11 protein-coding genes are annotated in these 11,881 nt (G+C 67.3%); 2 read left to right on the top strand and 9 right to left on the bottom strand.

The annotated features are described in order from the left end of the window. Window positions 1-52: 52 nt before the first annotated feature. Both ACFOOQ_RS17785 and ACFOOQ_RS17780 read right to left on the bottom strand, forming a co-directional pair. A complete protein-coding gene (locus ACFOOQ_RS17785) occupies window positions 53-838 on the bottom strand; it encodes a DUF2182 domain-containing protein (RefSeq protein ID WP_379728949.1) in 786 nt (261 codons plus the stop codon). 47 nt (window positions 839-885) lie between these two features. Next, window positions 886-1,668 (bottom strand): DUF899 domain-containing protein, encoded by a 783-nt coding sequence (locus ACFOOQ_RS17780; RefSeq protein ID WP_379728948.1) that lies wholly within the window; start codon window positions 1,666-1,668, stop codon window positions 886-888. 151 nt (window positions 1,669-1,819) lie between these two features. On the opposite strand from ACFOOQ_RS17780, the gene ACFOOQ_RS17775 reads away from it, so the two are divergent. Continuing rightward, window positions 1,820-3,040, top strand: a complete 1,221-nt coding sequence (locus tag ACFOOQ_RS17775) for a hypothetical protein (RefSeq protein ID WP_379728947.1) — start codon at window positions 1,820-1,822, stop codon at window positions 3,038-3,040. A 9-nt stretch (window positions 3,041-3,049) separates the two neighbouring features. Next, window positions 3,050-3,694 (top strand): Vgb family protein, encoded by a 645-nt coding sequence (locus tag ACFOOQ_RS17770; protein WP_379728946.1) that lies wholly within the window; start codon window positions 3,050-3,052, stop codon window positions 3,692-3,694. Between the two features lie 32 nt (window positions 3,695-3,726). Here the strand turns inward: ACFOOQ_RS17770 and ACFOOQ_RS17765 are convergent, their stop codons facing one another. From ACFOOQ_RS17765 to ACFOOQ_RS17735, 7 genes are read right to left on the bottom strand one after another with little or no spacing between them, the layout of a single operon-like run. Next, window positions 3,727-4,620 carry an ABC transporter permease gene (locus tag ACFOOQ_RS17765; protein WP_379728945.1) on the bottom strand — a complete coding sequence of 298 codons (894 nt, stop codon included), beginning with the start codon at window positions 4,618-4,620 and terminating at the stop codon, window positions 3,727-3,729. After that, window positions 4,617-5,558, bottom strand: coding sequence for an ABC transporter permease (locus ACFOOQ_RS17760; RefSeq protein ID WP_379728944.1), 942 nt, complete (start codon window positions 5,556-5,558; stop codon window positions 4,617-4,619). The genes ACFOOQ_RS17765 and ACFOOQ_RS17760 overlap by 4 nt, the downstream gene beginning before the upstream one ends. Before the next feature lie 56 nt (window positions 5,559-5,614). Further along, window positions 5,615-7,120, bottom strand: coding sequence for an ABC transporter substrate-binding protein (locus ACFOOQ_RS17755; protein ID WP_379728943.1), 1,506 nt, complete (start codon window positions 7,118-7,120; stop codon window positions 5,615-5,617). A 19-nt stretch (window positions 7,121-7,139) separates the two neighbouring features. After that, window positions 7,140-8,219: an ABC transporter ATP-binding protein gene (locus ACFOOQ_RS17750; protein WP_379728942.1), complete on the bottom strand. Its 1,080-nt coding sequence runs from the start codon at window positions 8,217-8,219 to the stop codon at window positions 7,140-7,142. Continuing rightward, window positions 8,216-9,181, bottom strand: a complete 966-nt coding sequence (locus ACFOOQ_RS17745) for an ABC transporter ATP-binding protein (RefSeq protein ID WP_379728941.1) — start codon at window positions 9,179-9,181, stop codon at window positions 8,216-8,218. Before ACFOOQ_RS17745 ends, ACFOOQ_RS17750 begins: the two co-directional genes overlap by 4 nt. Next, entirely contained in the window at window positions 9,181-9,912 is a 732-nt protein-coding gene (locus ACFOOQ_RS17740; protein WP_379728940.1) for a DUF1028 domain-containing protein, read from the bottom strand. Before ACFOOQ_RS17740 ends, ACFOOQ_RS17745 begins: the two co-directional genes overlap by 1 nt. Window positions 9,913-9,936: 24 nt before the next feature. Beyond that, on the bottom strand, window positions 9,937-11,763 hold the full coding sequence (locus ACFOOQ_RS17735; RefSeq protein WP_379728939.1) for a gamma-glutamyltransferase family protein: 1,827 nt from the start codon (window positions 11,761-11,763) through the stop codon (window positions 9,937-9,939). Window positions 11,764-11,881 lie beyond the last annotated feature (118 nt).

Raw genomic sequence — 11,881 nt, 5'->3', positions numbered from 1 at the left:
GTTCTGCTCAAAGAAATTCAACTCGTCGGGCAATGGAAAATTTTAAGGCCGCCTAAAAGCCCTGCACCACGGCCTGCGCGACCAGAAACACCCCCGTTGCAACAGCGGCCGCCCCGGTGACCCGGGCAAGGTGTTCGCCGTTCGCGGCAAGCCGTTCAAGACTGATGGCGACCGCGACGATGGCCATCACCCACAGGTCCATGACGCCCAGCACCAGCAGGATCGCGGTCGGACCGATGCAGCAGCGCACGCAGCGCAGACCGAGACGCAACCCGTGCCGCCACGCCGCACCGGCCGACCCGGACACTCGTTCGGCCTGCCGGCAGCACGCAAGCTGACGGACCTTCCAGGCGGAGAACTGCTGCACGCCGGCCCCCAGCACCACGAGGCCTGTGGCCAGCGGACCGGCCTGCGCCAGCGCCGGAAACCGCATCAGCATGTCCGCCAGTCCCGCCCCCAGCGGAAACACCACCAGGCCGGCCAGGCCCCAGACGAGAAAATAGCCGGCACCCACCAGAGTCGTCAGCCAGCCCGGACGCCCCTTGCCCGACCCGCCGGTCACCGTCGAGCGATACCGCCGCAGCATCGGCACCAGGGACGGCAGCATCATCGCGACCATCATCACCAACCACATACCGGTGAACGCCGCCGCGGCGCCGGTCCAGGTCTGACCGCACATCGGCAGCCATGCCATCGCCATCGACCAGCCGCCCGGCATCGGCACCGCGCCCATGTCCGACATGGACATGCACCAGACGGCCGTCGCTGTTGCGCTGCAGGCGAACAGCAGCAGCAGAATGCCGGGGAAAGCCAGTCGGGAGACCCGTTCAGAAATCATGGCCTGCGGACCTCCCGCCCTCTGGCTACGTCAGGGCCGTTCGCGGCTCAGCCGCAGCACGACGCGCCGGCAGCTTTCGCCGGAGCCTCGTACTCGTCATGGCGGCGCCACCAGATGCCCTGTTCGTTGCGCCCCTTGGGCGCGCGGTCGAGCCACTGATAGGCACCCCACAGGCCGTCCAGCCCGCGGGCATAGGTCGAATAGGTGTGATAGATCACACCGTCTTCGAGCACGAAGGTGCTTATGCCAGGCCGGTCCCGCGTGTAGGTGGCCGCATCAGTGCCACAGGTCGCCGCGAACTGGGTGACGGCTGCCGGAAACGCATTCGTGGCCATCTTGGGGCCACCACTGCGGAAGTTGTATTCGATGGTGCCGTCGCGCTGCTGCTGTTCGGTGAACGAGACGTTGAAGTCGAAGTTGAAGTCGCCGCCCTGCGACGACGCCCAGGGGAATGACCAGCCCATCCGCTTGCGATAGGCCAGCAGCTTTGCCAGCGGTGCCCGCGATACGGCCGTCAGCGTCACATCGTGGTTCGCCAGATGCATGGCGAAGCCATCGAAACCATCGGCAATCATCGAGCAGGACGGGCAGCCTGCCTTGTAGTCGGGGCCGAACATGAAGTGGTAGACCAGCAGCTGCGAGCGCCCCTGGAACAGATCCGCCAGTGATACCTGCCCCTGCTCGGTCTCGAACCGATAGCCCTTGTCGACCCGGACCCAGGGCAGCGCCTGGCGTTGCTGCGCCAGCGCGTCGCTGCGCCGCGTCAGGTCCTTTTCCTCCTCGAGCAGCCTGGTGCGTGCGGCCAGCCATTCCTCACGCGTTGCGGTCATATGTGCAGTCATCGTATCTCTCCATTGCCTGTGTTCTGCTGCCTGTGTTCTGCCGCCCGGCCGTCCTGTCACGACGTTCTGGCTGGCAGTCGAGGGTTAGACTAGGATCGGGAAACCGGATGGCGGGAGTGACAAGTGTGTCGGGATTCGCATGGACTCTCTGATCACGGCAGCAGCCCGCGCACTGGCGGCCGGTGACCCGCTCGGCGCATTGAATCGCGTCGCCCTGCGCGACGATGCGCCTGCCCTCGCCCTGCGCGGCATTGCCATGGCGCAGTTGGGCGATTTCGCGCGGGCAAAAACCCTGATGCGGAGTGCGGCGCGCCGCTTTGGCGTGAAAGAAGCGGTGGCGCGCGCCCGCTGCATCGTGGCCGAGGCCGAAATCGCCCTGGCATCGCGCGAGCTGGGCTGGGATGCGAAAGCGCTCGATGCGGCACGGTCGACACTGGAAAGCCATGGCGACCGGCTGAATGCAGCGCATGCGCGCTATCTCGAGATCCGCCGCCTGCTGCTGATCGGCCGGCTGGAAGATGCCGAGCGATTGCTGGCCCGGCTCGATCCCGCCCCTTTCCCGTCGGCCTCGCGTGCCGCCCACGAACTGGTGGTCGCCGGAATAGCCATGCGGCGCATTCGCACCAAACCGGCCCGCGCGGCGCTGGCCCGCGCCAGACGTGCCGCGCAGCAGGCCGGCATTCCTGCACTCGTCGCCGAGGTCGAAAGTACCACCCGCCTGCTGGACGCACCCGCGGCGCGGCGCATCGATCGCGGCAGGGAACGCCCGTTGCTGCTGGAGCAGGTGGAAACGCTGCTGGCTTCCAAGGCCCTCATCGTCGATGCCTGCCGGTATGTGGTCCGCCAGCGGCAGGCCGTGGTTTCGCTGCTGGGGCGCCCCGTCCTGTTCGCCCTGGCCCGTGTGCTGGCCGAAGCCTGGCCGCAAGATGCAGCGCGAGACCTGCTGATTGCCCGGGCTTTTGGCGGCCGGCATGCCGATGAATCGCATCGCGCCCGGCTGCGGGTCGAGATCGGGCGGTTGCGCGCGAGCATACGGCCGCTGGCCGGCATCAGCGCCACGCCGGACGGCTTCATTCTGACGCCGCGCCAGGCCCGCGAAGTCGTCGTGCTGGCCCGCCCGGTCGAGGAACCGCATGCGGCCGTGCTGGCCTTCCTCGCCGACGGCGAATCCTGGTCGAGCTCGGCGCTGGCCCTGGCACTGGGCACCAGCCAGCGCAGCGTACAGCGCGCGCTCGATGCACTCGCGGCAGACGGCAAGGTGCAGGCCACCGGCCGCGGGCGGGCGCGCCGCTGGATGATGCCGCCGGTGCCGGCATTCACGACGATATTGTTACTCCCTGCTCCGCTGCCGGCCGGCTAGGATGGCGCCATGACCAGATCGAAAGCAGAAATCATCCGCGAATACGGCCCCTTCCCCGGCATCGAACAGGTCGGTGGCGTCAGCTACGACGGACAGCATGTCTGGCTCGCCGCCGGTGACAGGCTGCAGGCCTTCGATCCCGACAGCGGAGAGCTGACGCGCGCCATCGATATCGCCGCCCACGCCGGCACGGCCTTTGACGGCCGGCACCTGTTCCAGATTGCCGAGAGCAAAATACTGAAGATTGACCCGGAAACCGGCCGCGTGCTTGCCGCGATCCCGGCGCCGGGCGGCGGCGGCGATTCCGGCATGGCCTGGGCAGAAGGCTGCCTGTGGGTGGGCCAGCACCGCGATCGCAAGATCCACCAGATCGATCCCGAAACGGGCAAGATCCTGCGGACCATAGAATCCAACCGCTTTGTCACCGGCGTCACCTGGGTCGATGGCCAGCTGTGGCATGGCACCTGGGAAGGCGATGAGAGCGACCTGCGCCTGATTGATCCGCAGACCGGCCAAGTGCTGGACTGTCTCGACATGCCAGCCGGCACCGCGGTCTCCGGTCTGGAATCGGACGGCAGCGACCGCTTTTTCTGCGGCGGCGGCAACAGCGGCAAGGTGAGAGCTGTGCGTCGTCCCGGGCGCACCGGTAAATAACCGGGACAGCCCGCAATCTGCAGGCCGCCCTGTCAGCCCCGGTGCCGCGGGTCGAGGGCGTCGCGCAGGCCGTCGCCGAACAGGTTGAACGACAGCACGACCAGAAAGATCGAGATGCCGGGATAGACCGCCATCCACGGTGCCTGCTCGAGGAAATCCTTCGCCGTGTTCAGCATGCTGCCCCAGCTCGGCGCCGGCGGCTGCTGGCCGAGACCGAGGAACGACAGGCTGGCCTCGGCGATGATGGCGGATGCGATGGTGAGCGTCGCCTGCACCAGCAGGGCCGGCCAGATATTCGGCAGGATATGGCGCAGCGCGATCCGCAGCGGCGGATTGCCCATGGCGCGCGCCGCCTCGACGTAATCCTCCACCTTCACCGCCTGCACCTGCGCCCGGGTCAGCCGGATGAAGATCGGCGTCGCCGACAGGCCGATGGCGATCATCGCGTTGCTGAGGCTCGGGCCCAGGAAGGCGGCCAGCGCGATGGCGAGGATCAGGAAGGGTACCGCCAGCATGGCGTCGGTCAGCCGCATGATCAGGCCGTCGACCAGCCCGCCGGCATAGCCCGACAGCAGGCCGATCGGAATGCCGAGCAGCAGCGCCAGCGCCACCGAAATCACGCCGGCCAGCAGCGAGGCCCGCGCACCGTAGATCACCCGCGACAGCACGTCGCGGCCGAGCTCGTCGCCGCCGAACGGATGCGCTAGGGTCGGCGCGGCACGCAGGGCGCCCCAGTCGGCCTCGGTCGGATCGTAGGGCGAGACGACATCGGCCAGCACCGCCACCGCAATGAACAGCAGCACGACGATCAGGCCGATCACGGCGCTGCGCCGCTTCAGCAGGCGGCGGAAGGCACGGCGCGCCGGGCTCTCTTCGGTTTCGGCGCGGACCGCGGTGGCGGTTTCGTTGGCAGCGGCGGCGGTCATGCGCGCAGCCTCGGGTTCACCAGGAAATAGGCAATGTCGGCCAGCAGGTTCAGCACGATGTAGGCCGTCGCCGTGCAGAGCACGACGCCTTGCACGACCGCATAGTCGCGGTTGAACACGGCATCGACGATCAGCTTGCCGAAGCCCGGCACCGAGAAAATCTGTTCGGTCAGCACCGCGCCGGACAGAAGCTGGCCGAATTCCAGCGCGCCGAGCGTGATCACCGGCACGGCGGCATTGCGCAAGGCATGCTTGCCGATCACCACGCGCTCGAACAGGCCTTTCGCCCGCGCCGTGCGGATATAGTCGCTGGACAGCACCTGCAGCATGGCGCTGCGGGTATGCCGCATCATCACGGCGGCAATCGCCGTGCCCAGCACGAAGGCCGGCATGACCATCGCCTCGAGGTTGCCGAGCAGGTCTTGCGCTGGGCTGACATAGCCGGACGCCGGCAGCCAGCCGAGATGCACGGAGAACAGCAGGATCATCATGATGCCGAGCCAGAAATTCGGGGTCGACAGGCCCCAGAGGCCAATCACATTGGCGAGGTAGTCCGGCCATCGACCGTTATAGAGCGCGGAGATCATGCCGGCCGGCAGGCCGATCAGCAGCGCGATCAGCATGGCCAGCACGGCCAGTTCCAGCGTGACCGGCAGCTTGTCGGCCAGCAGCTGGCTGACCGGCATCTGGATGCGGATCGATTCGCCGAAATCGCCGCGTACCACGCCGGAAATCCACAGCCAGTAGCGCACCGGCAGTGGCTTGTTGAGATTGTATTTCTCGCGAATCTGCGCGATGGCCACGGGATCATGTTCCTCGCCAGCCATGGCGAGGGCGGGGTCGCCGGGCAACAGCTGCTGCAGCCCGAAGATGATCATCGAAACGAAGATCAGCGTCGGGATGATGATGGCAAAACGGCGCAGCAGAAATCGGGTCATCTGAAAACGGACGGGCCGCTGAAACCGGCGGCCCGCCCTTCCCTGTTACGTGACGGTTACAGCTTCATGCCCTGGAAGCGGACCAGGCCGTCAGGATATTCCTTGAAGCCGGTCAGCTTGGCGTTATAGGCCCACATCCACTTGCGGTGCAGCAGGTAGATGATCGGGCGTTCGGCCATGATGATCCCGGCCGCACGTTCCCAGGCCTTCTGACGATCGGCCAGATTGGTGGTCAGGCGGGAATCCTTCAGCGCCTCGTCCAGCGCCGGGTTGCAGGTGCCCGGATAGTTCAGCGGCGCTTTGCAGGCGTAGAAGCTGTAGAGATTGCCGTCCGGATCGGGCCGGCCGCTCCACGCCAGGATATAGGCCTCGAAATCCCCCTTGTCCGCCATGTTCAGCGAGGTGGCGAATTCGGTCGCCTGGATACGCACGTCAAAGCCGGCATCCTTGGCCATCGCCTGCACGACCTGGGCGATGTTGCGCGCATCGGTCGTGGTCGGCGTGACCAGGTTGACCACCGGATGGGGATTGCCGGCTTCCTTCAGTAGCGCCTTGGCCTTGGCGACATCACGCTTCGGGACCGGGAAGGCCTTCACGTAATTTGGATTGGTCGGCGCGACCCACTGGTTGCCTGGAGTCGCCAGACCGTCGAAGACCGCCTTGTTGATGCCGTTGCGGTCGAGCGACAGCTCGAAGGCCTCGCGGATCTTCGGGTTCGACCCGATCGCCGACTTCGCCTTTTCGCCATGGCCGATGTTGATGTCGATACCGTAATAGCCGATCTCGGTGATCGACCCGAACTTCAGGGTCTTGTCCTTCTGCACCGACGGCGCATCGGTCGCCGCCAGACGCTCCAGCATATCGAGCTGGCCCGAGCGCAGGTTGGCAAGACGAACGGTGGCATCGATGAACGGCCGGAACTCGATCTTCTGGAAGTGGATATTGGCCTTGTCCCAGTAGCCGTCATACTTCTCCAGCACGATACGGTCCTGGGCAACACGCTCGACGAACTTGAACGGGCCCGAGCAGACCGGCGCGGTGGCGAACTTGTCGCCCAGCGCCTTGGCAGCCTTGGGCGAAACCATCATGCCGGAACGGTCGGTCAGGGTCGCCAGCAGCGGCGCGAACGGCGCCGTGGTGTTGATGCGAACGGTCAGCGGATCGACCACATCGACGGTGGTGACCGCCGACAGCTCGCCGCGGCGCTGCGAACCCTGCATGGTCTTGTAGCGCTCGATATTGAACTTCACGGCCTCGGCGTCGAACTTCTCGCCGTCCTGGAAAGTGACGCCCGGGCGCAGCTTCAGGGTCAGCGCCTTGTTGTCGGCCGACCAGCTCCAGGCGGTGGCAAGCTGCGGCACGACCTTCAGGTCGGGCGAGATGTCGACCAGCTTGTCACACAGCGCCGAAAAGACGATGCGCCCGACAAAGGTGCGGCCAAGCGCCGGATCGAGGGCATCGGGATCTTCGGCAAGGCCGAAGCGCAGGGTCTGCGCGCCGGCGGGCATCGCAACCAGCAGCGCGAGCGCCGCCAGCAGTCCATGGGTAGTTTTCCGTAGCATCAGGTCTTTCTCCTCCGGGTCAGCGGGACAAGGGTGGAACTTCGGTGGATTGCACAAAGCGGGCCTGCAGCCGGGCCAGCCGGGCGGCGCCGGCGCTGTCCGTGGTGGCCGGCAGAGGTGCGGCGGCCGGCAGCTCGGTCCAGCGGTGACAGGCAACCTCCTGCCCGTCGCCCGTCGATTGCATCGCCGGCGTTTCCTGCCGGCAGCGGTCGATGGCGAAGGGACAGCGCGTATGGAAGCGACAGCCGGGCGGCGGATCGATCGGGCTCGGCACGTCGCCCGTCAGCATCTCGCGCTGGCGGGCGGCACGCGGCTGCGGCACCGGGATGGCCGACAGCAGGGCCCGCGTATAGGGATGCCGCGGCGTGGCGAACAGCTGCCGTGTCGGCGCCACCTCGACGATGCGGCCGAGATACATCACGGCAATGCGGTCGGCGATGTGGCGCACCACGGCAAGGTCATGGGCGATGAAGATCAGCGCGATGCCCAGTTTCGCCTGCAGGTCTTTCAGCAGGTTCAGCACCTGGGCCTGCACCGAGACGTCGAGCGCCGAGACGGCCTCGTCGGCGACGATCAGGTTGGGCTCGACCGCCAGCGCCCGGGCGATGCCGACGCGCTGGCGCTGACCGCCGGAGAATTCATGCGGGTAGCGCCGGGCATGGAACGGCGCTAGGCCGACCATCTGCAGCAGCTCGGCCACCCGTTCCTTGCGCTTGGCCGGCGGCACAAGGCCGTGCAGCATCAGCGGCTCGGTCAGGATATCGCCAATGGTCATGCGCGGATTGAGCGAAGCGTAAGGGTCCTGGAACACCAGCTGCATCTCGCGGCGCAGGTCGCGCAGCGCGCTGCCTTCGATGCCGGTGATGTCGCGGCCGTCATAGCGGATGCTGCCGGCACTCGGATCGAGCAGGCGCAGCACCAGCCGGCCGGTGGTCGACTTGCCGCAGCCGCTTTCGCCGACCAGTCCCAGCGTCTCGCCGGCATCCAGCGTGAAGCTGATGTCGTCGACCGCGCTGACATGCCTGATCGGCCGGCCGTACCAGTTGGCCTTGGCGACGAAGCGCTTGGTCAGGCCGTTCACTTCCAGCAAACGGCTCATAGCGGGGCCTTCCAGCAGGCCACGGCATGGCCAGGCAGAACGTCCCGCAGGTCCGGCTGCGCGGCGCGGCATTGCTCGTCGGCAAACGGACAGCGCGGCTCGAAACGGCAGCCCGGCGGCGGCCTAGCCGGATCGGGCACGCTGCCCTCGATCACCGCCAGCCTTTCCTGATCCTGGTCGAGGCGCGGAATCGAGCCCAGCAGGCCGATGGTATAGGGATGCTGCGGCGCATCGAACAGCGCATCGACCGAGGCCTGTTCGACCACGCGGCCGGCATACATCACGGCCACATGATCGGCCATTTCGGCGATCACGCCGAGATCGTGGCTGATCAGAAGGATCGCCGCGCCGGTATCGCGCTGCAGGTCACGCAGCAGGTCGAGAATCTGGGCCTGCACGGTCACATCGAGCGCGGTGGTCGGCTCGTCGGCAATCAGCAGCTCCGGACCGCAGGCCAGCGCCATGGCGATCATGGCGCGCTGGCGCATGCCGCCGGACAACTGGTGCGGATAATCGTCGACGCGCTGTTCCGGGGCCGGGATGCGCACCTGGCGCAGCATGGCGATGGCAGCCTGACGCGCCTGCTCGCGGTTCAGCTTCTTGTGCCGGATCAGGCCTTCCATGATCTGGTCGCCGATGGTGAAAGCCGGGTTCAGCGACGTCATCGGCTCCTGAAAGATCATCGCCAGCCGGTTGCCGCGCAGGTCGCGCTTGGCATCCTCGTCGAGCGTCAGCAGGTCGGTGCCCTTGAAGCGGATGCTGCCGCCGGCGACGCGGGCGATCCGCGCCGGCAGCAGGCCCATCACCGACAGCGAGGTGACCGACTTGCCGCAGCCGCTCTCGCCGACGATGCCGAGCGTCTTGCCGGCATCGACCGCAAAGCTGACGCCGTCGACGGCACGGAACTCGCCGCCGTCGGTGGCGAAATGGGTGCGCAGGCCATCGACTTCGAGCAGCGCCATCAGGCCGCCCCCTTCTCTGCCTGTGCCAGCATGGCCTCGCGGCGCTGCACTTCCGCCTCGATGACGGCACGGTCGAACACGCCGCAGGGATTGTCGCGGGTCGGCAGGAAGCTCATGAAGGCCGCGTAGCGCCCCTGCGAGACGCGGTAGAGCCGCCGCAGTTCGGCCAGCGGATCGACATGGTCGTCGGCCCGCAGCGACAGGGAGGGATACGCCTCGCCGGTGTGGATGACGAGGCAGGCCGACTGTTTGCCGCGCTTGTCGCCGCCGGCGGTCTCGCCGGCTTCCATGGCCGTCAGCAGGCGTTCGGCAAACGGCAGGCTGGCCATCTTCAGGTACGTCTCACAGGTCGCATCGATCACTTCGGGACCCGCCAGCATGTTGCCGGCCACGGAAAGATTCTCGCCGCCGCGATGGCCGCACCAGCCGATGCAGTCGGCGCCGGTATGGGCGGCAGCCCGTCCCTGCGCATCGACGACATGAAGCTGCCGCGCCGCCCGGCCCTCGTCGCCGGTGATCAGCCCGGCAATGACATCCGATGCCGTGGCGCCGCCGGCCAGCAGGTCAAGTCCGCGCGGACCGTAGGTCGGGTTGATCAGCGCCTGGGTCGACAGGGCACCGGCGCCCGGACGGACATGCGGGCACAGCGATCCGACGGCAAAGAAACGCGAGGCCACGGCGACGCCCCAGGCATCGCCGGCCGGATCGCGCGCGACGATCGACCAGGTCATCGTCCGTCCCCCGTTCCGTCGGCCTCAGCGGCCAACCGCGTAGCCCTGCATGCCGCGCGGATTGGCACCGGCGCGCAGCATGGTGCCTTCCGGCGTCTCGTCGGTGGCCGTGGCGCAGAGTCGGCCTTCCGACCAGTCGCCGCCAACCTCGACCTTGTGCCCGCGCGCCTTCAGCGCCTCGACCGTCTCTTTCGGGAAGCGGCCTTCAAGGCCGAGATGGCCGGGCTTGGACGCCCGCGGATAGAAGGAGCTCGGGAAATGCTCGCAATGCCAGGCCGGGGAATCGATGGCTTCCTGCAGGTTCATGCCGTGATGCACGATCTTGAGGAACAGTTGCGGCGACCACTGGTCCTGCTGGTCGCCACCCGGGGTGCCAAACGCCATGGCGGGCTTGCCGTCCTTCAGTGCCATCGACGGCGACAGGGTGGTGCGCGGCCGCTTGCCCGGCAGCAGGGAATTCGGCAGGCCCTCTTCGAGCCAGAACATCTGCGCGCGGGTACCGAGCGCGAAGCCCAGCTCGGGGATCACCGGTGAGCTCTGCAGCCAGCCGCCCGACGGCGTCGCCGCCACCATGTTGCCCCAGCGGTCGATCACGTCGACATGGCAGGTATCGCCGCTGGCCACGCCGCGCTTGCTGACGGCGCCGTCGCTGCCGGCCAGACGGCCGACCGTCGGCTCGCCGATGCCGGCGCCGCCGGCGTCACCGGCCTTGATGCTGGTGAGTTTCGCGCCGGCGCCGCCCGGATTGCCGGGCCGCAGTTCCAGCGAGGCCTGTTCGCCGATCAGCTTGCGGCGCTCGGCGTTGTAGGCATCGGACAGCAGGGCATCCATCGGCACATCGACGAAATCGGGATCGCCGTACCAGGCCTCGCGGTCGGCGAAGGCAAGCTTGGCGGCCTCAGTCACCGTATGGACGAAATCGGGGCCGTCCGGTTCCATGGCGGAGAGATCGAAACCCTTGAGCAGGGCGAGCTGTTGCAGGAAGGCCGGGCCCTGGCTCCACGGGCCGCATTTGGCCACCGTCCAGCCGTGATAGTCATAGGTCAGCGGCGCCTCGACATGGGCCTGCCACTTCGCCATGTCGTCGCCGCTGAGTACGCCGCGATGGCGCCGCCCGGAGGCATCCATGGCCTCGGTGCTGCGGCAGAAACTGTCGATCGCCTCGGCCACAAAACCCTCGCGCCAGACCTGGCGCACCGCGTCGATGCCCTTCTCGCGACCGCCGGCACCCTTGGCGATCTCGGCGAATTTCGTGTAGGTGGCGCCGAGCTTCTCCTGGCGGAACAGCGCATAGCCCTTCGGCAGGTTGCCGCCCGGCAGCCAGACCGCGGCCGAGGTCTTCCACTCGTCGCGGAACAGCTCGCGCACCGTGGCAATCGTGTCGATGACGCGCGGCACCAGCGGACAGCCCTGCAGCGCGTAATGAATGGCCGGCGCCAGCGCCTCGTCGAGGCTGATGGTGCCGTAGTCGCGCAGCATCAGCAGCCAGCCGTCGACGGCACCGGGCACGCAGGGCGCCAGCAGGCCGGAGCCGGGGATCAGGTCGAGGCCGAGCGAGCGGAAATGCGCGATGCTGGCCTTCTGCGGTGCCGGCCCCTGCCCGCACAGCACCTCGACCTTCTGCTTGCCCGCGCTCCACATCAGCGCCGGCAGATCGCCGCCCGGGCCGTTCAGATGCGGCTCGGCCAGATGCAGCACGAAGCCGGCGACCACGGCCGCGTCAAACGCGTTGCCGCCGCGCTCCAGTACGCCCATGGCAGCCGAGGTGGCGATCCAGTGGGTGGTGGCGACGACGCCGAAATTGCCTTTGATCTCGGGGCGGGTGGTAAAAGCGAACGGAGGACGGGACATGGAAGCCTTCATCAATAAACGGACCAATCATGCCTATCATTTAGGCACGGCCGGACGATACCAGTACAATGTATGCAATGGTAAGCATTTCTTGTGCCAGCGACGCCCGGTTTGCGCT

This window comes from Ferrovibrio xuzhouensis, assembly GCF_042648965.1.
Lineage (GTDB): Bacteria > Pseudomonadota > Alphaproteobacteria > Ferrovibrionales > Ferrovibrionaceae > Ferrovibrio > Ferrovibrio xuzhouensis.
This window is presented reverse-complemented; position numbering and strand designations above follow the sequence as displayed.